The organism is Streptomyces angustmyceticus (assembly GCF_019933235.1).
Classification (GTDB): domain Bacteria; phylum Actinomycetota; class Actinomycetes; order Streptomycetales; family Streptomycetaceae; genus Streptomyces; species Streptomyces angustmyceticus.
The window spans coordinates 691,919-715,218 of the sequence record NZ_CP082945.1 but is presented as its reverse complement, the minus strand read 5'-3'; the positions used below and the strand labels follow the sequence as shown (position 1 = coordinate 715,218).

Here is a 23,300-nt window from a genome sequence, read left to right as displayed (position 1 = left end):
CGCGTAGTGCCCTCTTCACCTTTTGTGCACCCCGTAACCGCAATCCCGGCCTCCCGATGTACGGTCAGCTCACCACCGCACGACCTGCAGGAAGGCCCGCGACCGTGTCATCGGGTTCCGACACCACCGAAGAAGCCGTCAGCGACACCTCGCCAGACGGCCCGGTGCCGCGCGCCGGGACGGACTCCGCGGCGACGCCCGCGCGCCCCGGCAGGGCCCGCCGCCTCGCCGCCCTGGTCCGCCGGGAGGCGCTGCGCACCGGCCTCGCGGCCGTCTTCGGCATCGCGCTCGGTCTGGCCTTCCCGCCGTACGACCTGTGGCCGCTGTCGCTGGTGTCCGTCGCCGCGCTGTCGCTGCTGACCCGTGGCCGCACCGCGCGCCAAGGGGCCTGGACGGGCTTCGTGTTCGGGCTGCCGTTCTTCCTGATCCTGCTGAAGTGGCTCCATGTCGTCGGCTGGGACGCGGTGTTCGGCCTCTCGGTCGCCGAGGCGCTCTTCCTGATGCTGCTGGGCGCGGCGCTCGCCGTCACGTCCCGGCTGCCGGGTTGGCCGCTGTGGGCCGCCTGCCTCTGGGGCGCCGAGGAATGGGCCCGCGACCGGCTGCCGTTCGGCGGTTTCCCGTGGGGCCGGCTCGCCTTCGCCCACACCGGTTCGCCGTTCACCCCGCTCGCCGCGCTCGGCGGCGCCCCGTCGGTGACCTTCGCCGTCGCACTGGCCGGTGCGCTGCTCGCCGCGTGTGCCGCCGCCCTCTCGCAGTTGCGCGGCAGCCCCTCGCTGCGCCGGGCCGTCCCGGCCCTGGAGGCGTTCGGGCTCGCCGCCGCGGTGACCCTGGCGGGCGTCCTGGTGCCCGTGCCCACCAAGGCCGACGACACCGTGGACATCGCGGTGGTCCAGGGCAACGTCCAGCAGCCCGGCATGGACTTCCTGGGCCGCCCCATGATGATCACCGACAACCACGCCAAGGCCACCGAGAAGCTCGCCGCCGACGTCAAGGCCGGCCGGGTCAAGAAGCCGGACCTGGTCATCTGGCCGGAGAACTCCTCGGACCTGGACCCGTACCAGTACCCGCAGGCCTACGACCGGATCGACGAGGCCGTGAAGGCGATCGGTGTGCCCGTCCTCGTCGGCGCCCTGGTCGACCACCCCTCCAAGAAGGGCTATGTCTTCAACGAGGGCATCGTCTGGGACCCGAAGAAGGGGCCGGGCGCTTCCTACACCAAGCAGCACCCGGTGCCGTTCGGCGAGTACGTGCCGTTCCGGGAGCAGCTCAGCAAGATCATCACGCGGTTCCAGCGGGTGCCCCGCGACTTCTACCCCGGTGACCACACCGGCGTGCTGCACGTCGGCCCCGCCAAGCTCGGCGACGTCATCTGCTTCGAGGTCGCCTACGACCAGATCGTGCACGACACCGTCGACGCCGGCGCCCGTGCCCTGGTGATCCAGACCAACAACGCCACCTACGGCGGCACCGGCCAGCCCGAGCAGCAGCTGGCGATGTCCAAGCTGCGCGCCGTCGAGCACGGCCGGGCCGTGGTCACCGCGGCCACCAGCGGGATCAGCGCCGTGGTCGCCCCGGACGGCACGATCACCCACCGGATCCCGGAGTTCACCCAGGGCGTCGTCTCCGCGCGGATCCCGCTGCGGGACGAAACGACGCTCGCCGACCGCGTCGGTGCCGCCCCGGAGTGGGTGATCGCTATCGTGGGCCTTCTGTCCTGCGCCGGTGCGGTAGTCGTCGGCCGGCGCGGGCGTACGAAGGACGAGAAGGGGCAGCAGTGACAGACGGGCAGCGGCGGTACGGTCCGCTCGGCACCACGTTGGTGATCATTCCGACGTACAACGAGGCGGAGAACATCAAGCCGATCGTCTCGCGGGTGCGGTCCGCCGTCCCCGCGGCGCACGTCCTCGTCGCGGACGACAACAGTCCCGACGGCACCGGCAAGCTCGCCGACGAACTGGCCGCCGACGACGAGCAGGTCCACGTCCTGCACCGCAAGGGCAAGGAAGGGCTCGGCGCCGCCTACCTCGCGGGCTTCCGCTGGGGCATCGACCACGGCTACGACGTGCTCGTCGAGATGGACGCCGACGGCTCGCACCAGCCCGAGGAACTGCCGCGGCTGCTCACCGCCCTCAAGGGCGCCGACCTCGTCCTCGGATCCCGCTGGGTGCCCGGCGGCCGCACCGTCAACTGGCCCAAGTACCGCGAACTCATCTCCCGCGGGGGCAGCACCTACTCGCGGCTGGTGCTGGACCTGCCGCTGCGCGACCTCACCGGCGGTTTCCGGGCCTTTCGCGCGCAGGCCCTCACGGGGCTGGGCCTGGACGACGTGGCCTCGCAGGGCTACTGCTTCCAGGTCGACCTCGCCCGCCGTGCCGTGCAGGCCGGCTACCACGTCGTCGAGGTGCCGATCACCTTCGTCGAACGGGAACTGGGCGACAGCAAGATGAGCCGCGACATCGTCGTGGAGGCGCTGTGGCGGGTCACGGCCTGGGGCGTCGGCTCCCGGGTGGACAAGATCCGCGGCCGCTGACGACGGACCGGCCACCGGCGGTGATCCCCGCGCGCGACCCTCACCGGGGGTGACGGCAGGGGCCAGGCACACTTGAGGCATGACGTTCGGAGCCACGCCACCGCCTAGTCCCCGCCCGCCCCAGCGCTCGCGCGCCCGCCGGTTCGTCCCCCTGGGCATCGCCGCCTGGATGGTCCTGGAGATCTGGCTGCTGACCGTGGTCGCCGGGGCCACCAACGGCCTGACGGTCTTTCTCCTGCTGGTCGCCGGGGTGATCGCGGGCGGCTATGTGGTCAAGCGGGCCGGCCGCCGCGCCTGGCGCAACCTCACCGAGAGCCTGCAGGCGGCGGGTGACCCGGCGGCTTCCGGCCGCTCCGCCCCGTCCGCCAAGGGCACGTCCGGTGAGGGCGGACAGGAGGGCGGCAACACGCTCCCGATGGCCGGCGGGCTGCTCCTGATGATCCCCGGGCTGGTGTCCGACGCGGTGGGGCTGCTCTGCCTCTTCCCGCCGACCGCGAAGCTGATCCAGCGCCGGGCCGAGAAGCTGCTGAACCGGCGGACGGGCTACGCCCAGGGCTCGCTCGGCAACGCCTTCCAGCAGGCCCGGATGCACCGGCCGGACGGCAAGGTCGTCCAGGGCGAGGTCATCCGCGAGGACGAGCCGTCCGCCCCGCGCCGCCAGGACCCGCCGCTGACCGGCTGAGCACGGCTGGCGCCGGACACAGCAAGGGCCGGGGCCACTGCACTGCGCAGTGGCCCCGGCCCTTCGTGCTGCTTGGCGCAGGTCCGTCGTCAGGCGGACTTGCGGTTGCTGTCGCGCGGATGCACGGCAATGTTCATGGTGCCGGAGCGCAGGACGGCCAGCCTTTCGGCCAGCACCTCCTCCAGCTCCTCGCGGGTGCGCCGCTCCATGAGCATGTCCCAGTGCGTACGCGCGGGCTTACCCTTCTTCTCCTCAGGGCCATCGCCATCCACCAGAAGCGAGGGTGCACCGCATACCTTGCACTCCCACTCCGGCGGAATCTCGGCCTCAACCGAGAACGGCATCTCGAATCGATGTCCGTTCTGGCATGCGTACTCCACCGCCTGGCGCGGGGCCAGGTCGATGCCGCGGTCGGTCTCGTAGCTGGTCACCACGAGTCGCGTGCCGCGGAGAGCTCGCTCACTCATGAATCGTGCCTCCCGGGCTTGTCGCCCACAGGACAGGTGTCGCTGTCGTCGTCATCCGGTCAACGTCCGGTCGGCGGTGAAGATTCCCGTAATCGAAATTCGGGACATGCGCCCACCCGTCGCCCACCACCGCCCATGATGGAGGCGCTGTGCGCCGCTGCCTTCCTTCGTGCCGCCCCTTGTTGTACCCACCAGCGCCCGGTTTGTCACATCTGGCAGCAGATGTCACCCAGCGCCTTCCATGGTTGAGCGCGCAGTAACGGTCCGCCTGGTGAGCCAAAGGCGTACACTACCGGCCCGCACGCCCCGGGACTAAATCCGGTCAGGTACCGGGTTTCCGGCTGCCGCGATCGCCTGCCCCACCGGCACCCTCGCCAACAGGACAAAACCGATCACAAAGAACGCCACCAGGGACACGATCGCGTCCCGGTAGCTCCCGGTGAGCTGATAGGCCACCCCGAACACCAGCGGTCCCAGCCAGCTCACGCCCCGGTCGCTCATCTCGTACGCGGAGAAGTATTCCGCCTCCTTGCCGCGCGGCACCAGATGGGAGAACAGCGAACGGGACAGCGCCTGGCTCCCGCCCAGGACCAGGCCGATGCCGACGGCCAGCCCGAAGAACCAGCCGGGCGCCCGCGCGGGCAGGAAGTAGCCGGCCGCGATCGTCAGCACCCACGCCACCAGGGAGCCCAGGATCGTCCGCTGCGCCCCGTACCGTCCGGCGAGGCGTCCCATCAGCAGGGCGCCCGCCGCGGCCAGCACCTGGACCAGCAGGACCGCCACGATCAGCGTCGTCTGGTCCAGGCCCAGTTCCTCGGATCCGTACACGGAGGCCTGGGTGATCACTGTCTGCACCCCGTCGTTGTAGACGAGATAGGCCAGGAGGAAAGAGAGGGTGAGGGGATGGCGCCGCATGGTGCGCAGCGTCTCCCGCAGCTGCCGCCACCCCTGGCCGAGCGTGGCACCGCCGGCACCGGCCGTCTCCTCTGCCATGCCGGCCCGCCGGTCGCGCAGCCGCCGCAGCGGAATCACCGAGAACGCGCCCCACCACAGCCCCGCCGATGCCAGGCAGACGCGCACCGCGGCGCCCGTGGACAGGCCGAAGGAGTCGTGCGCGCCGTAGAGCACCAGGTTGGCGACGAGGACCAGGGCCCCGGCCGCGTAGCCGAACGCCCAGCCGCGGGAGGACACCGCGTCCCGTTCGTCGGGCCGGGCGATCTGCGGCAGGAAGGAGTTGTAGAGCATCATCGACACCACGAACGACACATTCGCGACGATCAGCAGCGCCCCGCCCAGCAGATAGCGCTCGCCGCCCAGGAAGAACATCCCCGTCGTCGCCGCGGCGCCCGTGTAGGCACAGCAGCCCAGCAGCGGCTTCTTCCGGCCGGTCCGGTCGGCCAGTGCCCCGGCGAGCGGCATCGCCAGCACCGACAGCAACAGCGAGGCGGACACCGCGTACGCGTAGAAGGAGCCCGCGCGCACCGCGATACCCGCCGGGTGCACAAAGCCGTCCGCGTCCGCGGCGGCCCGGGCCACCGAGGTCAGGTACGGCCCCAGGAACACCGTCAGCACGGTCGTCGAGTAGACGCTGTTGGCCCAGTCGTACCAGTACCAGCCGCGCTGTTCCCGGCGCCGGGCGGACGCGTCGTCCACGCCCCCGGCCACGGCTCGTATGTCCTCCACGCCCACCCCCGCCTTCCCGTCCCCGTCCACGGCGGCGGACGACGGCCGACGGTCCCGGCGCCGGAGCGCGTCCGCACCTGCCGTCCGGGGCGCGGCCCCGGGTGGCTTCCCCCTAGACCCAGCACCCTCGCTCGGTCAGCACCGTCCGCAGCGTGTCGATGTGGTCGGTCATGATGCCATCCACGCCGAGGTCCAGGAGCGCCGCCATCCGGCCCGCGTCGTTGACCGTCCAGACATGGACCTGCATGCCCAGCGCGTGCGCGGCGCGCAGGAAGAGCGGGTCGACGACGGGGAGGCCGGACTGCCGCTCGGGAACCTGTACGCAGACCGCGCTGCGCCGTACCGCCGCGCCCAGCAGCCGGTCCAGCGGCAGCACCCCGCGGCCGTACGACCGCAGCCGCAGGCCCGCCACGCCGCGGGTGCCGAGCGAGCTGGCCATCCGCCGTCCGGCCAGCCGCTGGGCGCGGGCCACCCGGGCCTCCGAGAACGAGCCGACGCACACCCGGTCCCAGGCGTTGGTGCGGCGCAGCAGGCCGAGCAGCGGGGCGAGGGCGGCCTCGGCCTTGAGGTCGACGTTCCAGCGGGCGTCGGGGAACTCCTCCAGCAGCTCCTCGAACAGCGGCAGCGGCTCCCGGCCGCCGACCAGGGCCCGGCGCACCGCCCGCCAGGGGAGCTGCCCGATCGCGCCGCGGCTGTCGGTGACGCGGTCGAGGGTCGCGTCGTGGAAGGCGACCAGCTGTCCGTCCGAGGTGGCGTGCACATCGGTCTCCAGATAGCGGTAGCCGAGGCCGACCGCGCGGCGGAAGGCGGCGGCGGTGTTCTCCAGGCCGTCGGCCGCCCCGCCCCGGTGGGCGAAGGGGAGCGGCGCGGGGTGGTCGAGGTAGGCGTGGCGGGGGCGTATCGCGGGGGTCACTCCGGCAGTATCGCGTGCTCGGGTGAAGCCTCGCCGCGGGCCACCACCGGCGACGGCGTCACGGGCCGGTCCTCGATCGCGAAGTGGCGGAGGAAGAACTGCGCCAGCGGCCCGATGGCCAGTGCGTACACCACCGTCCCGACCCCGACGGACCCGCCGAGCAGCCAGCCGGCCGAGAGCACCGTCACCTCGATGCCGGTCCGCACCAGCCGCACCGGACGGCCGGTCCGCAGGTGCAGCCCGGTCATCAGCCCGTCGCGCGGTCCCGGACCGAAGCGGGCGGAGATGTACAGGCCGGTCGCGGCGCCGTTGAGGAGGACGGCGCCCGCCAGCAGCGGGATACGCGCGCCCAGCGCGTGCAGCTGCGGCGTCCAGGCCAGCGTCGCGTCCATCACCAGCCCGAGGATGACCACATTGGACACCGTGCCCAGGCCGGGACGCTGGCGCAGCGGGATCCACAGCAGCAGGATCAGCGCACCGGACACGATGGTGACCGTGCCGATCGACAGACCCGTATGACGGGAAATGCCCTGGTTCAGCACGCTCCACGGCTCCAGGCCGAGCCCGGCCCGCAGCATCAGGCCCATGCTCACGCCGTACAGCGTCAGACCCGTGTAGAGCTGGACCAGCCTGCGTACCGGCAGCCGCCTCCGCGGGCCGTTTTCCCCGACTATGGGCATGGTTTCCCCCTCCTGGCAGAATTGGACCGACGCATGACACCATGTGGCACGTCCGGGCTCGGGAAGTAGTGCCAATTCGGGGAAGGTGGACTGATCTTCATGGCTCAGTGGACTTCAGCGGTGGGCGCGCCCCAACTCGCCCGGCTGCTCCGGTCGCAGGACCCGCGCGACGCCCAACTCACCTCCGCCGGGCGCCGGTTGCCCGCCTATCGCAGCCTCGCCGACGGCGTCCGGCTGCTCGTGCTGGAGGGCCGGGTGCCGGTCGCCGCGCGCCTGCCCGCCGAGCGCGAACTCGCCGCGGCCTTCAACGTCAGCCGCACCACCGTCGCCGCCGCCTACGAAGCGCTGCGCGCCGAAGGGTTCCTGGAGTCGCGGCGCGGCTCGGGGAGTTGGACCGCCGTCCCGGCCGGCAACCCGCTGCCGACCCGCGGCCTGGAACCGCTGCCCCCCGAGGCCGCCGGTTCCATGATCGACCTGGGCTGTGCCGCGCTCCCGGCCCCCGAGCCGTGGCTCACCCGCGCCGTCCAGGGCGCGATGGCCGAGCTGCCGCTCTACGCCCACACCCACGGCGACTACCCGGCCGGCCTGCCCGTCCTGCGCCAGGCCCTCGCGGACCGCTACACCGCCCGCGGCATCCCCACCATGCCCGAGCAGATCATGGTGACCACGGGCGCGATGGGCGCGGTGGCCGCGATCTGCCGGCTGTGTACGAGCCCCGGCGAGCGGGTGGCCGTCGACTCCCCGTCGTACGCCAACATCCTCCAGCTGATGCGGGACGCCGGCGCCCGGCTCGTCCCCGTCGCGCTCGCCGACAAGCTGGCCGGCTGGGACATCCCGGCCTGGCGCCAGGTGATGCGCGACGCCGCGCCCCGCATGGCGTACGTCGTCGCCGACTTCCACAACCCCACCGGCACCCTCGCCACCGAGGACCAGCGCCGGCGCCTCGTCGACGCCGCGCGGTCGGCCGGCACCCTGCTCGTCGTCGACGAGACCATGGCCGAACTCCAGCTGGACCGGGACACCGCGACGCCCTCTCCGGTCTGCGCGTTCGACCCCGCCGGCAGCGCGGTGATCACGGTCGGCTCGGCGAGCAAGGCGTTCTGGGCCGGGATGCGGATCGGCTGGGTGCGCGCCGCCCCCGACATCATCCGCAGCCTGGTCGCCGCCCGCGCCTACTCCGACCTGGGCTCACCCGTGCTCGAACAGCTCGCCATCGCCTCGCTGCTGCAGACCGGCGGCTGGGAAGCGGCCATCGGCATCCGCCGTGAGCAGGCCCGCGAGAACCGCGACGCGATCGTCGAGGCGCTGCACCGCCACCTCCCCGACTGGGAGTTCAGCGTCCCCCGCGGCGGCCTCACCCTGTGGGCGCGGACGGGCGGGCTCTCCGGCTCCCGGATCGCCGAGGCGGGGGAGCGGCTCGGGGTGCGGGTGCCCTCCGGGCCGCGGTTCGGGGTCGACGGTGCCTTCGAGGGCTTCGTGCGGCTGCCGTTCACGGTCAGCGGCGCCGTCGCCGACGAGGCCGCGGTCCGGCTGGCCGGAGCAGCGCGACTGGTCGCGACGGGCGCCCCGCTCGACACGGAGATGCGGCACACGTTCGTCGCCTGACGCCCGCTCGGCCACGCCCTTTCCCGCGCACGGGGCTCACCCGTCCGCGCGGACGGTCTCCGGCGAGCCGTTGACCGCGCGGGACGCGCCGTCCTTGACGGTCCGCACCCGGGCACCCGCGCCCACGGGCTCGGCGGCGTCGTCCGGCGTCCCGGCCCCGGACGACGTGCCGGCGGGCGTGGGGCGGCCGGCCGGCTCCGGTGCTTCTGCCGCCCGCGTCGGCTCTGCTGCTGCCCCCGCTTCCGCGCGGGCCGGGGTCGTGGATTTGCGGATGTTCACCGGCCGGCCGGCGTCCCCGGACCCGGCCGCGCCCTCCGGCTCGCCGCCGGCCACCGGCCCGGCCGCTCCCGCCCCGTCGGCCGTCACCGTCTCGTGCGCCGTCCCGGTCTCGTCGCCCGCCCCGCCGTCGTCGGCCGGAACCGTGCGCTCCGGCAGCAGTGCGAGGACGGCCTCCCGGAGGGGCTGCCCGGTGGCGTCGTCCAGGGGGTCCGGCGTGGCCGGTACCTGGAGGCGCAGCACCGGAGCCGAGCCCAGGCGGGCATAGCCCCGGCCCGGCGGGACGTGCGCGGTCGGCGTGGTGTGCGGCGGCGCCCCGAGCACCGCCCGTACCTCCTCCGCCGTGGCGGGGCCGAGCACCACCCGCGCCTTGGTGTGTGCCCGTACGGGATCGCTCAGCAGCTCGGCGCTCTCGAACTGGTCGGCCACCACCACCGTGACCAGCGCGGCCCGGCCGTGCCGCAGCGGCACCTGGAGCCATTGCTGCGGATCCTCCCGGCCCTCCGCGACCGCGACATGGGCCAGCGCCGTCGGACGGTCCGCGATGATCCACAGCGGCCGCCGGGTGTCCTCCGGCGCGGGCCGGCCGGCCTGGCGCGCCCGGTTCGCCGCGATCAGCCGCCGCTCGGTCTCGTGGGACGCCCACTCCAGGGCCGCCAGCGCCCCCGCGAGACCGCTCTCCACGCCCAGTACGCCACGGCGCCCGGCCAGCGCGCCGTACTCGCCGGTGCCTCCGCCGTCGACGATCAGCACGTCCCCGTCCTGCAGCGCCTGGACCGCGATCGAGCGGAGCAGGGTCGTGGCGCCCGTCCCCGGCTGCCCCAGGACGAGCAGATGCGGTTCGGTGGAGCGCTGCCCGGTACGCCAGACCACCGGCGGTGCGTCCCGGGTCTCCTCCCCGGCGGTGACCGGCAGGGTCCGCTGGACGGCGTCCGGGTCGGTGAACCCGAGCACCGTCTCGCCCGGCGAGGTGACGAAGCGCTGCGCCACGATGTCGGCGGGCAGCGCGCCGAGCGCGGTCAGGGTGAGCTGATTGGTCAGCTCGTCCCACCCGAAGTGGTACTCCCGGCCGCGTCCGGCCTTGGCGTACAGCACCTGCTCGATGCGGACCCGGGCCTGGTCCTCGCCGTCGGTGAAGTACGCCGGATACTTCAGCTGCAGCCGCTCGATCCGTCCGCTCTCGTCGAAGGCGTACTCCGTGAAGGCCCGCTCCCAGTCACCGCCGTGCGCGTAGAGGAGGCCGGTGTCGCCCTCCGCGGAGAAGTACGGCACCAGCGCCTCGTAGAGCGCCGTCAGCCGCTCCCGTTCGGCCTCACCGGGGCCGGTCTCCACGGGCGTGCGCTCCCGCCCCGCCCACGCCCCCGCGCCCATCACCGCGATCAGGGCGAGCAGCGGCCCGTACGGCACCAGGAACATGACCAGCACACACGCGCCGACGAAGAAGGCCATCGGGCCGCGGCTCTCCCGGGGCGTCTCCATCCAGCGGCCCCGGCCGGCCGCCCCCAGCCGGCGCAGTCCCCGGCCGATGACGATCAGCGGGTGGAACACGTCGGAGGCGCCGTCGGCGGCGGTCCGTGCCAGTTCCCGGCTGCGGGCGAGGGAGCTGCTGTTGGCCATGCGGGCGAGCGGTGCGCTGTCGGTCAGGATGCGGGGCAGGGGGCGCCGGGCCACATCGTCTCCTGTTGCTCGTGGCGGTGGTCGTGGGGCGGCTCGGTGGGAGGCGAGCCGGGAGCGTGCCGCACGCGGAGCCGCCCGGACGGGAGGTGGCGCGGCCCGTTCGGGCGGATCCCGTGGGGGCGGCACCGGTCGGGGACTCCGGACGCCCCGGGCGGACGGGAGCGGGGCGGCGGCGGGGGCTAGGGGGTGTCGTTTGGATCATGGTGGATCAGGGAGCGGGGTCTGGTGCGTGCGATCGCAAGGCGGAGGAGGGAGTCGACGCGGAGCGTCGGCGAGTGACGCCAACGCGGCGAGCGTGCGTGCCAGACCCCGCGAGCCCGCCATGATCCGAACGACACCCCCTAGATCTTGATCCCCCCGAGGAGGCTCGCCAGGCTCGCCCCGCCGGCCTTGATGCTGGGCGCGATGGCGGAGCTGGCGAGATAGAACCCGAAGAGCGCGGAGACCAGTGCATGCGACAACTTCAGGCCGTCTTTGCGGAAGAAGAGGAAGACGATGACACCGAGCAGGACGACGCCGGAAATGGACAGAATCATGGGGGGTTCTCTCCTGGGTGGTGGGGACGGACACCATGAGTCCTTCCAGCCTCACAGTACGTATCAAGCCAGGAAAAGCTGCAAATGAGTGATTTATCGTGGAAATTCCCTAAATGGGCGCAGTGCCGAGGCGTGCCGCCCCGGCGTGTGCTGGGCGTGTCCCGGCACGGGGCCACCGACCCGGCACAATCGTGGGGTGTCGAAGCCGAACAAGCCGAACAAGCCGAACAAGCCGAAGAACGCGCCGCGCCGTCCGGCCGCCGCCGTCACCCCCGACTCGCCGTGCCCCTGCGGACGCGCCGACGCCTACCGCGACTGCTGCGCCGCCTTTCACCAGGGCCGCGCCACCGCCCCGACCGCGGAACGGCTGATGCGCTCGCGCTACAGCGCCTTCGCCGTCGGTGACACCGCATACCTGATGCGCACCTGGCACCCGACGACCCGCCCCGGCGGCCTCGACCTCGAACCCGCCCAGCGCTGGACCGGCCTGGAGATCCTCGGCACCACCGGCGGCAGCGCCTTCCACACCGAGGGAACCGTGGAGTTCCGGGCCCACTTCACCCTCCACGGCCGCCCCGACAGCCAGTACGAGAACAGCCGCTTCGTCCGCGAGGACGGCCAGTGGGTCTATCTCGACGCGCTGCCGTCCGTCTAGGCGCGGCCTGCCGGGCACGGGCGTCGCCCCCGGGGCGCCACCGCGGGGCGCGACCGTCGCCCGAGCGGGCCCTCCGCCGGGGCTTGCGGTCGGTTCCGGTTCAGAGCCCGCGCAGCTGGTCGATCTCGCGGCGTTCGCGCTTGGTGGGGCGTCCGGCGCCGCGTTCCCGTACGGCGATCACCGGGATCTCCTCGCGCGGCGGGGCCGGGGGAGAGTTGTCGACGAAGCACTCGGCGGCGACGGCCGCGCCCACCCGCTTGCGCACCAGCCGCGAGACGACCACGATCCGCTCCCGCCCCGCGTGCCGCAGCCGCACCTCGTCGCCGTTGCGCACCCCGTGGGCCGGCTTCACCCGCTCCCCGTTGACCCGCACATGCCCCGCGCGGCACGCCGCCGCGGCCAGCGACCGCGTCTTGGTGAGCCGCACGGACCAGATCCAGCTGTCGATGCGGGTGGTCCCCTCGTCTGAAGCCATACCAAGACTCTAGAACGGGCGGCCCGGTACGCGGAGAAACCTGCGGCCCGGTGCGCGGCAGGACGGGCGGTGGGGGCGGTGGTCGTACCCCGCCGCGACGGCCTTCCGCCCGGTCCGTCGTACGTATCCCCCTCGGCCGGCCCTCAGCCCGTCTTCCGGCCCGTCGCCTTCTTGGCGGTGCGCTTCGAAGCCGTCTTCTTCGCGGCGCCGGCGGACGCGGTGCGGGCGCTGCCGCCGGACTTGCTGCCGCCGGCCTTCTCCGCCGACTCGGCGGTCTTCTTCCGCCCGCCCGCGGTCTTCGGCGCGGCCGTCGCCGTCTTCTTGGCGGAGGTCTTCTTCGCGGTGGCCGACGCGGTCCGCTTCGCCGCCGGCTTCTTCGCGGAAGTGCCGCTCTCCTTGGTGGTGCGCGACTCGGCCTCGCTCTTCTTCGCCGCCTTCCGCCCCTGGATGGGCGTCACGGACGCCGACTCCGCCCCCGCGCCGCTCTCCCCGCCGCCCCGGGCCGCCCGCACGCTCTTCTCCAGGGCCGCCGTCAGATCGATGACCTGGGCTCCGCTGTCCGACGCGGCCGGGGCGGCCGGCTCCGCGCCCTCCAGTTTGGCGGCGACCAGCTCCTCGACGGCCTCGCGGTAGTCGTCGTGGAGTTCGGCGGGGTCCAGCTCGCCCAGGGAGTCCATCAGCGTCTCGGCCAGCGTCAGCTCGTTCTCGCGCAGTTCGACGTCCTCGGGCGCCAGGCCGTCGGCGGAACGGATCTGATCCGGCCACAGCAGGGTGTGCATCACGATCGCCCCGTTGTGCGCCCGCAGCATCGCCGGCGACTCCCGCCCCCGCATCGCCACCTTGCCGACCGCGACCTTTTCGTGGTGCTCCAGGGCTTCGCGCAGCAGGGTGTACGGCTTGGCGGCGGACGCTCCGTTGGGGCCCAGGTAGTAGGCCTTGTCCATCTGGAGCGGGTCGATCTCGGCGGGGTCGACGAACGAGAGGATCGACAGCGTCTTGGCGGTCGGCATCGGCAGCCGGGACAGGTCGTCGTCGGTGATCGGCACGATCGTCTCGTCGCCCGGCGGCTGATAGCCCTTGCCGACCTCCTCGTTCGGGACCTCCTTGCCGTCCAGCTCGCAGATCTTCCGGTACTGGATCTGGGCGCCGTCCTTCTCGTGGATGCGCACGAAGGAGACCGACGAGGTGCGGTCGGTGGCGCTGTAGGTCTTCACGGGGATGGTGACCAAGCCGAACGATATGGAGCCATTCCAGATAGATCGCATCTTTTGTCCCTTGTGTGGGATTCTCATGGTATGTCGCCGATCACCGATGTGGAGGGGCGGCGCGTCTCGCTGACCAACCTGGACAAGGTCCTCTACGCCGAGACCGCCACCACCAAAGGTGAGGTGCTGCACTACTGCACCACCGTCGCGGGCCCCCTGCTCGCCCAGCTCCGGGACCGGCCGCTGTCGTTCCTGCGCTATCCCGACGGGCCGGAGGGCCAGTGCTTCTTCACCAAGAACGTGCCGCCCGGCACACCCTCCTGGGTGAAGACCTGCGAGGTCCCCCACACGACGTCCGGGCCCGCCCGGCAGGTCCTGCTGCAGGACCTGCCCTCCCTGGTCTGGGCCGCGAACCTGGTCGTCGAACTGCACACCCCGCAGTGGAAGTGCCAGGACCCGGGCATCGCCGACCGTCTGGTCCTCGACCTCGACCCCGGCGCCCCGGCGACCATCGTCGAATGCTGCGCCGCGGCGCGGTGGCTGCACGACCGGATGGCCGCCGACGGCCTGGAGGCCCACGCCAAGACCAGCGGCTCCAAGGGACTGCACCTCGTCGTGCCGATCGAACCCGTCCCCTCGGAGCGGGCCACCGCCTACGCCAGGACCCTCGCCGCCGAGGCCGCGGCGGCCCTCCCGGACCTCGTCGTGGACAAGATGACCAAGGCCCTGCGCCCCGGCAAGGTATTCCTCGACTTCTCCCAGAACGCCGCCGCCAAGACCACCGCCGTCGCCTACACCTTGCGCGCCCGCCCCAGCCCCACCGTCTCCACACCGGTCACCTGGGACGAGGTCGCCGGGTGCACCGACCCACGGCAACTCGCCTTCCTCCTCGACGAGATCGCACCCCGCCTCGCGGAACACGGCGACCTGTTCGCCCCGCTCCTCGACCCCGGCCGCGCCCGCCCCCTGCCCCGCGGGAAATCCCCGCGTGCGCCCACCGCGCCCGATCGGCCCGGGCCCACCCGGGGTTCGGCATAGATTTGCCGGCATGCTGGAGGGGACACCGCACACATCACACGACACACTGCCGCTGCGCCTGCCGGACCGGTGGGCTGACGACGACTCGGCCGACGACGGCCCGGCGCCCGGCGGCGAGGGGGAAGCGGACGGGCGGACGTCACGCCCGGGGCGGCGCCGGCACGCCGCCCGTCGACGGGACGGCGGGAGCGGGGGAGTGCAGCGCTCCTCCCTCCTGATGGCGCTGGGGACGGTGGTCTCCCGCGCCACCGGGGTGATCCGGCAGGTGCTCCAGGCGGCCGCACTCGGCACCGGGCTGCTCGCCACCACGTACAACACCGCCAACGCCGTCCCGATGAGCATCTACACCCTGCTGATCGGCGGCGCGCTGAACTCGGTGCTGGTGCCGCAGCTGGTACGCGCCAGGGCCGAGCACGCGGACGGCGGCCGCGCCTACGAACAGCGCCTGGTCACCCTCGTCCTGAGCGTGCTGGCGGTGGGCACCGTGCTCTCGGTCTGGGCCGCGCCGCAGATCGTCGCCGTCTACACCCCCGACACACCCGAGCACCATGCCGCCTTCGAACTCACCGTGGTGTTCGCTCGCTTCCTGCTGCCGCAGATCTTCTTCTACGGCCTGTTCTTCATCCTCGGCCAGATCCTCAACGCCCGGAGCAAGTTCGGCGCGATGATGTGGACTCCGGTCCTCAACAACGTCGTCCTGATATCGATGTTCGGGCTCTATCTCGGCCTGCTGGCCGGCCCCGACCGCATCGAGGACATCACCCCCGGCCAGATCGACCTCCTCGGCATCGTCACCACCGCCGGTATCGCCGTGCAGGGGCTGGCCCTGATCCCCTTCGTCCGGGCCGCCGGCTTCCGCTTCCGGCCGCGCTTCGACTGGCGCGGCACCGGTCTGCGCAAGAGCGTCGCGGCCGCCCGCTGGACCCTGCTGTTCGTGCTCGCCAACCTGGCCGCGATGGTCGTCGTCACACACCTCGCCACCGCGGCGGACCAGCAACTCCCCACCGCGGGCGTCGGATACACCTCCTACAGCTACACCCAGATCATCTGGACGCTGCCGCAGTCCATCGTCACCGTCTCGCTGGTCACGGCGCTGCTGCCGCGGATGAGCCGGGCGGTCGCCGAGAACCGCCTGGACGAGCTGCGCGGCGACCTCTCCCGTGCGCTGCGCGTCAGCGGCGTCGTCATCGTCCCGGCCGCGTTCTTCTTCCTCGCCCTCGGCCCGCAGACCGCCCAACTCCTGTTCGCGCACGGCACGGTGGACGTGGCGTCGGCCGCGCCGGCCGGGCACATGCTGCAGGCCTTCGGGCTCGGACTGATCCCGTACTCGGCCCAGTACCTGCTGCTGCGCGGCTTCTACGCGTTCGAGGACACCCGCACTCCGTTCTGGACGGCCGTCGCGATCGCCGCCGTCAACATCGCCCTGGCCACCGCGTGCCATCTGCTGCTGCCCGCCCGCTGGGCGGTGACCGGGATGGCGGCGGCCTACGGCGTCGCGTACGGCATCGGGCTGGTGGTCACCGCGCTGCTGTTGCGCCGGCGGCTCTCGGGGCGTCTCGACGGCCGCCGCCTGTGCCGCACCTACGGCAAGCTGGCCGCGGCCGCCGCCCTGGCCGCCGCGGCCGGATGGCTCGTGGCCCGCGCCTGCTCCGGCGTCCCCGTCCCGGCCGGCTGGACCCCCGTTCTGGGCCTGGCCGCCGGCGCACTCAGCATGGCCCTGATCTTCCTGGTCGTGGCCCGGGCCCTGCGGACAGGCGAGCTGCGCAGCCTGCCCGGCCTGCGGTGACCCGGGCGACGGCCGCCCTCACACCGCGCGCGACCGCGGCCAGGACGCCTGCGTGGCGGCGGCCAGCCAGCCGATGACGGCGCCGACCGTGGTGTCGTCCAGGCCCGCGATCTCCGCCAGGGCGGCCAGGTCCCCGTCGGCCGGCGCGACACCGGCCGCGGTCAGGGCGGCGTGCAGCTCCAGCCGCCGGCGATCGGGCATCGCCACCGGCCCCTGCCGCTGCTCCCCGGGACGCGGGGGAGCGGTCAGGTCGTAGCGCTGCGCGGGCTCGAAGGGCAGCCGGTCCTCCGGGCGGGGCGGCGGGAGGAAGGGGTGCGTCGCGCACGACGACGAGTGCGGCGGTTCCTGCGGGTGCGCGGGCGCGCCGAGGCGCTCCTCGGGGCGCGGCGGCGCGAGCACATACTCCGGCGTCGCACCGTACGGCGGGGGAGTGGGGCGGTAAGGCGACATGAGGGCCTCCACAACTCGCGGTCCGAAAGAGTTCACCAAGATTCGGCGAAGACTGTGTCAATGCTCCGGAAGCCGGAGGGTGCCCTTCCGGTTGCGGACGGGGCGAGAGTTCACCCGATGAGCCCAAGGGAGGCGGCCGCCCCAGGTACTCCGGCCGCATGTCGCGCCCCTGACGGACCGTCGCATTCGTACGGGGCGACGGCCCCGGCCCGAATCCGTCACCCGTCCAGCCGAATCCGTGTGGGATACAGCACTTCTGACGAGTAATCGGGACGCTGCGCGGGGTGGCGGTGCGTGGCAATTTCTGGGGAATTCGGTGATTGCCACGGTGTGGTCACACAATTCTCTCCTGGTGTTCACACCGTGGTGATTACTGCGATGGAAAGCTGCCTGCGGCCGTATTTCCCAACGGCCGGTGCAGGTCGTGCCCCACATTTTCGCGACCTGGCGCCACAATTCGGGGAAAGGACACCCTTCGTGGACAACAACCGCGTGAACCGTCGCGCCCTGACCGCGCTGGCCCTGGCCGCCGGAACGGTCCTGACGGTGGTGGTCGGGCAGCTCCCGGCCGGTGCGACGGACGCTCCGGCCGCGGAACACCCTGCCGCCGCCGGGTCCGCCGCCCACCATGCGTCCATATCCGTCGGCGCACATGACGTCACGTCGTATGACGACACGTACTACAAAGACGCCCTCGGCAAGACCGGCCAGGCGCTCAAGGATTCGCTGCACCGGATCATCAGCACCACCCAGACCGGAAAGCTGACGTACGACCAGGTCTGGGACGCCCTCAAGGACACCGACCAGGACCCCGACAACAGCGCGAACGTCATTCTGCTGTACAGCGGCAAGTCGCTGAGCAAGGACTCCCACGGCGGAAATCCCGACGACTGGAACCGCGAGCACGTCTGGGCGAAGTCCCACGGCGACTTCGGTACCGACACCGGTCCGGGAACCGACCTCCACCACCTGCGCCCCGAGAATGTGTCCGTCAACAGCGAGCGCGGCGACAAGGACTTCGACAACGGCGGCAAGGAGGTGGAGGGGGCGCCGGGCAGCCGCACCGACGACGACTCCTTCGAGCCGCGTGACGCGGTCAAGGGCGATGTCGCCCGCATGATCCTCTACATGGCGGTCCGTTACGACGGTGGCGACGGCTTCGCCGACCTGGAGCCCAACGACAAGGTCGACAACGGCACCCAGCCGCACATCGGACGGCTCTCCGTGCTGAAGCAGTGGAGCAAGCAGGACCCGCCGGACTCCTTCGAGAAGCACCGCAACCAGGTCATCTTCGACAAGTACCAGCACAACCGGAACCCGTTCATCGACCACCCGGAGTGGGTCGACTCGATCTGGTAGGCCGCCTCCGGCAGCCAGGGCCGGGGCCGGCGGGCGTGTCGCCGCCGGCCCCGGCGCGCCACGTACGGCAGTCGGGGCGCCCGCGCATCGGATGGCGTAGGCCAGCCAGCGCGCCGCCGGGGTCGTTTTTAGCGTGGGCCACATGTCGAGCGCGAGTTGGGCCCCCGTCAGAGTCGTTACCGCAGCCACCTTTTGCGCCGTGAGCCTGCTGGCCGTGCCCGGCCCGGCGGCCGCCGATGGCCCCCATGGCATCGACGACCTGCGAGCCGGCGCGCACGCGGGCCAACCGGCCCGGATCCCCGACCGGCTGGACGGCCGGGGCGTGCAGTTCCTGCCGCGGCCGGACGTGCCGGAGCCACCGGACGTCTCCGCCCTGTCGTGGATGGTGACGGACATGGCGAGCGGCAAGGTCCTTGCCGCCAAGGACGCTCACCGGCCGCTGCCGCCCGCCAGCACCCTCAAGGCGCTCTTCGCCGTGACGGTGCTGCCGAAGTTCTCCCAGGGCGAGGTGCACACCGTCTCCCTCCGGGACCTGGACGGCATCGAGCCGGGCAGCTCGCTCGCCGGCCTCAAGGAGGACCTCCCCTACCGCGTCGCGGACCTGTGGCACGGCGTCTTCCTCCGCTCGGGAGGCGACGCGGTGCACACCCTGGCCGCCATGAACGGCGGCTGGAACAAGACCATCGACGACATGCAGGACACGGCGCGGCGCCTCGGCGCCCGCGACACCACGGTGGAGTCCGCCGACGGCTTCGACACGCCGGGCCAGTTCTCGTCCGCCTACGACCTGACGCTCTTCGGGCGGGCCGGCCTGACCGACCCCGACTTCGCCGACTTCGCCGCGACGAAACAGGCGGAACTGCCCGAGGAGGGCGGCCCGGACGCGTTCGGCATGGTGAACACCAACCGGCTGCTGGTCGGCTCGCACGGCGTCAAGCCGTACGACGGCCTGATCGGCGTCAAGAACGGCTACACCACCCACGCCGGCAACACCCTGATCGCCGCCGCCCGGCGCGAGGGGCGCACGCTGCTGGTCACCGTCATGAACCCGCAGTCCGGCAGCCGCAACGCCGTCTACGAGGAGACCCGCGCCCTGCTGGACTGGGGATTCGAGGCGGCTCCCCGGGCCGCGGCCGTCGGGGTGCTGCCCGCCCTGGTGCGCGGCGACGGCAGCGGCGTGACGCAGCCCGCCCTCCACCGGCCGCGGCACCGGGTGCCGCTGCACAGGGCAGCGGCCGCGGCGCCGGTGGACGCCGCGGCGCCGGCGCGGAACTGGTGGCTGCTGTCCGCCGCCGGAGGCGCCGGGGTCATCGCCCTCGCCGGGCTCGGCACCGGCCTGTGGTGGCGGCGTCGCAGGGCGCGGACGCGCGCGGACGGGGAGACGGGCTGAGCGCGTGCCCCGCGCCGCCGTGCCTCGCACATCCGTCCGATCGGTCAGGGATACGGAGGACGCGCGATGGCCTTGCCCGGTGAAGGGCGACGCGTCCGTCACGGTTGTGCGGGATGCCGGGCGTTGCTCGGTGTAGCGTCCAGATCAGCTGTCGTGGTTCCGAAGTGCCGGGCGCCCGTGTCGCATGCACGGGCGTCCTTGCTGTGTAGCGCGTCTCCGGACCAGGGCGATCACCTCCGGGGTCCGCAGCACGCGGAACCCGATTCGAGCCCCTTGAACGAAGGAGACGGATATGGCGTCCGGCACGGTGAAATGGTTCAACTCGGAGAAGGGCTTCGGCTTTATCGCGCAGGACGGCGGCGGTGCCGACGTCTTCGCCCACTACTCCAACATCGATGCCACGGGCTTCCGCGAGCTGCAGGAGGGCCAGAAGGTGACCTTCGAGGTCACCCAGGGGCACAAGGGCCCCCAGGCGGAGAAGATCCGTCTGGCGTAGGTCCGGCGGACCCGCCCTGGGCGCCCGTTCCCGGCCGGGGGCGGGCGCCTTGTGCACGGCGGCGCCGCTCACCTCACCCGGTCGGCCGCGGGCGGCGGCACGAGGGCCGCGGGCTCTCCCGGTGCCGACGAATCCGGGCCGGGAGCCGTCGGTTCAGGGCTGCGGCGGCCGGTCCTGGCCCTGCCCGCCGAACTGGTCCCGCATCTTGTCCTGGGCCGTGTCGACCTGCCCCTTGTACTTGCCCTGGGTCTTGTCGTCGACCATGTCGCCGGACTTGTCGATGCCCTTGTCCGTCTGGCTCTCGTGGCCCTTCAGCATGCTCTTGATCTTGTCCATCATGGACATGAGTGGTCCTCCTCACCACGGTCCCCCACGACTCCAGCATCTCCCCCAGCCAGGTGATCTGCATCCGCGCGCCAGGGCCCCGACGGGGCGGGCGCGCGCCACCCGGCAGGGCTATCGGCACGGCGAATCCGCTCGTGGCGTACTCCGGCGGTGGTGCGGCCCGTCCCGGACGCTTCCGGCCACCGGATTCCGGGCCCTTCGACGCCGTCCGCGCTATAGGGGTGCCGTCGTCCCGTACCGCGGCGCCCGGAGCGGCTCCGGGCGCCGGTCGGGCGGCAGGGGCCGTCGGCGGCGGGCGCGGAAGGGGCACGGCGGGAACTCCGGGCTCCCCTCGCCAGGGCCGGTTTCTCCGGGCCCGGTTCACCTGGAGGGAGCAGCGCGGTCCCGGCGGTCGGCCGCGGGCGGCCGGTGCGGCGTTCGACGGGCACGGTCGTGCGGCCCGGCCGAGAATGCAGCGGTGAGCGATGAACACCGCAATGCCGATGACGCCGCGCCGCACGCCGTGCCGGATGACGAGGAACGACGGCTCGCCAGGAAGGCGCTGGCCGGCCGTGCGCGGGACGCGGACGATCTGTCGTTGTTGATGGACATGCTGGGCCTGGAGCCGGGCCGCGACCCGGACCACGAGGCGGCACACGGCCGCCCGCAGGGCCATGGCCGGCACACCGGGCGCGGCACCGGGCGCGAGCGACGGCAGGAACTGCGCCGCGACACCTGCCGCGACGCCGGCTCGCGCCCGCGCGGACCCGGGGCCTAGCCGGGGACAGCCGCCGCCACCGGACACCGCAGGCCGTCGGGACCGTGCCACCGCCGGGGACGTCCCGCGCCCTTCGCCCGGCCGGATCCGACACGGCCCGCGCCGTGATGCCCCGCGCCGGCGCCGGTGCCACACTGGGCGGGCAGGTCGTCGTGCTGCCATCAGCCGGAGGAGGCCGTGCCCATGGCCGACAACGGCGAGGCTCCAGCGCCGTCCGCGGAGCGCCCGCGCGCCCTGGTCACCGGCGCCACCGGCTACATCGGCGGCCGTCTGGTCCCCGAGCTGCTCGCGGCCGGGTACGCCGTACGGGCGCTGGCCAGGACACCGGAGAAGTTGCGCGATCACCCCTGGGCCCCGCAGACCGAGATCGTGCGCGGCGATGTCACCGACGAGGCGTCGGTCCGCCAGGCCATGGACGGCGTCGAGGTCGCCTACTACCTGGTGCACGCCCTGGGCAGCGGCCGCAGGTTCGAGGACACCGACCGCACCGCCGCGGAGATCTTCGCCCGCCGCGCCCGCGCCGCCGGCGTCCGCCGCATCGTCTACCTCGGCGGGCTCGGCCCCCGGGGCGTCCCCGAGCGGGACCTGTCGCCCCACCTGCGCTCCCGCGCCGAAGTGGGCGACATCCTGCTGGCGTCCGGCGTCCCCACCGCCGTGCTGCGCGCCGCCGTCATCATTGGCTCCGGCTCGGCCTCGTTCGAGATGCTGCGCTACCTCACCGAGCGGCTGCCCGTCATGGTCACCCCCAGCTGGGTGCGCACCCGGATCCAGCCGATCGCCGTCCGCGACGTGCTGCGCTACCTCGTGGGCTGCGCCCGCCTCCCCGAGGACGTCAGCCGCGCCTTCGACATCGGCGGACCCGACATCCTCACCTACCGCGACATGATGCAGCGCTACGCCCGGGTCGCCGCACTGCCCGAACGGCTGATCCTGCCCGTCCCGATGCTCACCCCGCGGCTGTCCAGCCTCTGGATCGGACTGGTCACCCCCGTCCCCCCGGGCCTGGCCCGCCCGCTGGCCGAATCGCTGCGCTACGAGGTCGTCTGCCACGAGCACGACCTCACCCGCTACGTCCCCGACCCCGAGCCCCCGGGGCACCCCATCGCCTTCGACGACGCACTGGAACTGGCGCTGCGCCGGGTCCGCGACGCCGAGGTCAGCACCCGCTGGTCCAACGCCGCGGTGCTCGGCGCCCCGAGCGATCCGCTGCCCACCGACCCCGACTGGGCCGGCGGCAGCCTCTACACTGACCGGCGGGAGCGGACCGTGGACGCGCCGCCCGAGGTGCTGTGGCGGGTGGTCGAAGGCATCGGCGGCGACAACGGCTGGTACTCGTTCCCGTTCGCCTGGTCGGTGCGCGGCTGGCTGGACCGGCTGATGGGCGGTGTGGGGCTGCGCCGCGGCCGGCGCGACGCGGGCCGGCTCCGGGTCGGTGACTCGCTCGACTTCTGGCGCGTCGAGGAGGTCGTGCCGGGCCGGCTGCTGCGGCTGCGCGCCGAGATGCGGCTCCCCGGCCTGGCCTGGCTGGAGCTGACGGTCGGCCGCGACGCCCGGGGCCGCACGCTCTACGGCCAGCGGGCCCTGTTCCACCCGCACGGGCTGACCGGCCACGCGTACTGGTGGGCCGTTTCGCCGTTCCACGCCGCGGTGTTCGGCGGAATGGCCCGCAACATCGCGGCCGCCGCCGCGGCCGCGCAGCACCCCCGGCCCGCCTGAACCGCCTTGCGGGTACAGCGGGTTCGGCGGCCGGTACCGGTCCGGGTCGTCCCCCGCGACAGCGCGAACGGCGGGCCTCCGGGCGGAGGCCGCCCGGAAACCCGCCGTCATGGCCGCTCAGTGGTGCCGGACGACTCCGGCCGCCATCCGGCCGCAGTTGGAGCCGGAGACGCTGACGCTGACCGACTCGATCGAGCCGCCCCAGTCCACGCAGACGCCCTTCGCGGGCAGATAGACGGGACCGGCGTACGAGGTGTACTGCCCGCTGTCGTAAACCCAGTCGGAACTGCCGTTGGAAGCCGTGAGATACGTGTACATGTAGACCGGCTTACCCGGGCTGTTCCGCACCGTCACGACACAGTTCTTTCCGGTCCTCGCGCTGTACGTCAGGTACACGGTCCCCTTTCCGGTGACCGGTACGGAATTCACTACGCTGTAGCCGCTTCCGCAGGCGCCGTTGTACGCGGCCTTGGTGGCCGCGGTCGCGGTGGTGGCCGCTGTCATCGTGGCGATACTCGCCACGGCCAGTACTGCGGATCCTGCGATGGCACGTGAACGCTTCATCGAATTTACCCCCGT

23 protein-coding genes are annotated in these 23,300 nt (G+C 72.8%); 12 read left to right on the top strand and 11 right to left on the bottom strand.

What is annotated here, in order from left to right:
- Window positions 1-56 precede the first annotated feature (56 nt).
- The 3 genes from lnt to fxsA all read left to right on the top strand — a co-directional run bounded on the left by lnt (window position 57) and on the right by fxsA (window position 3,212).
- Complete coding sequence (gene lnt / locus K7396_RS03630; protein WP_373866862.1) at window positions 57-1,778, top strand: apolipoprotein N-acyltransferase; 1,722 nt, start codon at window positions 57-59, stop codon at window positions 1,776-1,778.
- The gene (locus tag K7396_RS03625) at window positions 1,775-2,530 is read left to right on the top strand and encodes a polyprenol monophosphomannose synthase (RefSeq protein ID WP_086718331.1); all 756 of its coding nucleotides are present in this window, start codon (window positions 1,775-1,777) and stop codon (window positions 2,528-2,530) included. The genes lnt and K7396_RS03625 overlap by 4 nt, the downstream gene beginning before the upstream one ends.
- A gap of 79 nt (window positions 2,531-2,609) precedes the next feature.
- Window positions 2,610-3,212, top strand: a complete 603-nt coding sequence (fxsA, locus tag K7396_RS03620) for an FxsA family membrane protein (RefSeq protein WP_086718330.1) — start codon at window positions 2,610-2,612, stop codon at window positions 3,210-3,212.
- An 89-nt stretch (window positions 3,213-3,301) separates the two neighbouring features.
- Here the strand turns inward: fxsA and K7396_RS03615 are convergent, their stop codons facing one another.
- The 4 genes from K7396_RS03615 to yczE all read right to left on the bottom strand — a co-directional run bounded on the left by K7396_RS03615 (window position 3,302) and on the right by yczE (window position 6,955).
- Window positions 3,302-3,679, bottom strand: coding sequence for an RNA polymerase-binding protein RbpA (locus K7396_RS03615; RefSeq protein WP_026170122.1), 378 nt, complete (start codon window positions 3,677-3,679; stop codon window positions 3,302-3,304).
- Window positions 3,680-3,991: 312 nt separating this feature from the next.
- Complete coding sequence (locus K7396_RS03610) at window positions 3,992-5,362, bottom strand: MFS transporter (protein WP_373866863.1); 1,371 nt, start codon at window positions 5,360-5,362, stop codon at window positions 3,992-3,994.
- A gap of 112 nt (window positions 5,363-5,474) precedes the next feature.
- The gene (locus K7396_RS03605; protein WP_174886807.1) at window positions 5,475-6,275 is read right to left on the bottom strand and encodes a glycerophosphodiester phosphodiesterase family protein; all 801 of its coding nucleotides are present in this window, start codon (window positions 6,273-6,275) and stop codon (window positions 5,475-5,477) included.
- Complete coding sequence (gene yczE / locus K7396_RS03600; protein ID WP_086718328.1) at window positions 6,272-6,955, bottom strand: membrane protein YczE; 684 nt, start codon at window positions 6,953-6,955, stop codon at window positions 6,272-6,274. The genes K7396_RS03605 and yczE overlap by 4 nt, the downstream gene beginning before the upstream one ends.
- A 99-nt stretch (window positions 6,956-7,054) precedes the next feature.
- Between yczE and K7396_RS03595 the strand changes: the two genes are divergently transcribed.
- A complete protein-coding gene (locus K7396_RS03595; protein ID WP_086718327.1) occupies window positions 7,055-8,560 on the top strand; it encodes an SCO1417 family PLP biosynthesis transcription factor in 1,506 nt (501 codons plus the stop codon).
- Between the two features lie 36 nt (window positions 8,561-8,596).
- Here the strand turns inward: K7396_RS03595 and K7396_RS03590 are convergent, their stop codons facing one another.
- Both K7396_RS03590 and K7396_RS03585 read right to left on the bottom strand, forming a co-directional pair.
- The gene (locus K7396_RS03590) at window positions 8,597-10,507 is read right to left on the bottom strand and encodes an ATP-binding protein (protein ID WP_086718326.1); all 1,911 of its coding nucleotides are present in this window, start codon (window positions 10,505-10,507) and stop codon (window positions 8,597-8,599) included.
- Window positions 10,508-10,854: 347 nt separating this feature from the next.
- The gene (locus K7396_RS03585) at window positions 10,855-11,049 is read right to left on the bottom strand and encodes a hypothetical protein (RefSeq protein ID WP_018092434.1); all 195 of its coding nucleotides are present in this window, start codon (window positions 11,047-11,049) and stop codon (window positions 10,855-10,857) included.
- A 196-nt stretch (window positions 11,050-11,245) separates the two neighbouring features.
- On the opposite strand from K7396_RS03585, the gene K7396_RS03580 reads away from it, so the two are divergent.
- A complete protein-coding gene (locus tag K7396_RS03580) occupies window positions 11,246-11,704 on the top strand; it encodes a YchJ family protein (protein ID WP_086721664.1) in 459 nt (152 codons plus the stop codon).
- A gap of 100 nt (window positions 11,705-11,804) precedes the next feature.
- Here K7396_RS03580 and K7396_RS03575 read toward each other — a convergent pair whose 3' ends face one another.
- A complete protein-coding gene (locus K7396_RS03575) occupies window positions 11,805-12,179 on the bottom strand; it encodes an RNA-binding S4 domain-containing protein (protein ID WP_086721663.1) in 375 nt (124 codons plus the stop codon).
- 143 nt (window positions 12,180-12,322) lie between these two features.
- A complete protein-coding gene (gene ku, locus K7396_RS03570; RefSeq protein WP_086721662.1) occupies window positions 12,323-13,444 on the bottom strand; it encodes a non-homologous end joining protein Ku in 1,122 nt (373 codons plus the stop codon).
- A gap of 30 nt (window positions 13,445-13,474) precedes the next feature.
- On the opposite strand from ku, the gene ligD reads away from it, so the two are divergent.
- Together ligD and murJ are read left to right on the top strand one after the other, a co-directional pair.
- Entirely contained in the window at window positions 13,475-14,422 is a 948-nt protein-coding gene (gene ligD, locus K7396_RS03565; protein WP_152104205.1) for a non-homologous end-joining DNA ligase, read from the top strand.
- A 10-nt stretch (window positions 14,423-14,432) separates the two neighbouring features.
- Window positions 14,433-16,208 (top strand): murein biosynthesis integral membrane protein MurJ, encoded by a 1,776-nt coding sequence (murJ, locus tag K7396_RS03560; protein WP_086721661.1) that lies wholly within the window; start codon window positions 14,433-14,435, stop codon window positions 16,206-16,208.
- Between the two features lie 18 nt (window positions 16,209-16,226).
- Here the strand turns inward: murJ and K7396_RS03555 are convergent, their stop codons facing one another.
- On the bottom strand, window positions 16,227-16,658 hold the full coding sequence (locus tag K7396_RS03555) for a hypothetical protein (protein ID WP_143589290.1): 432 nt from the start codon (window positions 16,656-16,658) through the stop codon (window positions 16,227-16,229).
- A 477-nt stretch (window positions 16,659-17,135) separates the two neighbouring features.
- Between K7396_RS03555 and K7396_RS03550 the strand changes: the two genes are divergently transcribed.
- From K7396_RS03550 to K7396_RS03540, 3 genes are all read left to right on the top strand, one after another.
- The gene (locus K7396_RS03550) at window positions 17,136-18,017 is read left to right on the top strand and encodes an endonuclease I family protein (protein ID WP_223659603.1); all 882 of its coding nucleotides are present in this window, start codon (window positions 17,136-17,138) and stop codon (window positions 18,015-18,017) included.
- A gap of 199 nt (window positions 18,018-18,216) precedes the next feature.
- A complete protein-coding gene (locus tag K7396_RS03545) occupies window positions 18,217-19,407 on the top strand; it encodes a D-alanyl-D-alanine carboxypeptidase family protein (protein WP_425275763.1) in 1,191 nt (396 codons plus the stop codon).
- A 292-nt stretch (window positions 19,408-19,699) separates the two neighbouring features.
- The gene (locus tag K7396_RS03540) at window positions 19,700-19,903 is read left to right on the top strand and encodes a cold-shock protein (RefSeq protein ID WP_006601696.1); all 204 of its coding nucleotides are present in this window, start codon (window positions 19,700-19,702) and stop codon (window positions 19,901-19,903) included.
- Window positions 19,904-20,056: 153 nt separating this feature from the next.
- Here K7396_RS03540 and K7396_RS03535 read toward each other — a convergent pair whose 3' ends face one another.
- Window positions 20,057-20,248 (bottom strand): antitoxin, encoded by a 192-nt coding sequence (locus K7396_RS03535; protein WP_086721658.1) that lies wholly within the window; start codon window positions 20,246-20,248, stop codon window positions 20,057-20,059.
- Window positions 20,249-20,705: 457 nt separating this feature from the next.
- Between K7396_RS03535 and K7396_RS03530 the strand changes: the two genes are divergently transcribed.
- Together K7396_RS03530 and K7396_RS03525 are read left to right on the top strand one after the other, a co-directional pair.
- A complete protein-coding gene (locus K7396_RS03530) occupies window positions 20,706-21,005 on the top strand; it encodes a hypothetical protein (protein ID WP_086721657.1) in 300 nt (99 codons plus the stop codon).
- 183 nt (window positions 21,006-21,188) lie between these two features.
- Entirely contained in the window at window positions 21,189-22,721 is a 1,533-nt protein-coding gene (locus K7396_RS03525; RefSeq protein ID WP_152104206.1) for an SDR family oxidoreductase, read from the top strand.
- Window positions 22,722-22,838: 117 nt separating this feature from the next.
- Here the strand turns inward: K7396_RS03525 and K7396_RS03520 are convergent, their stop codons facing one another.
- The gene (locus K7396_RS03520) at window positions 22,839-23,285 is read right to left on the bottom strand and encodes a spore-associated protein A (RefSeq protein ID WP_086721407.1); all 447 of its coding nucleotides are present in this window, start codon (window positions 23,283-23,285) and stop codon (window positions 22,839-22,841) included.
- Window positions 23,286-23,300: the final 15 nt, after the last annotated feature.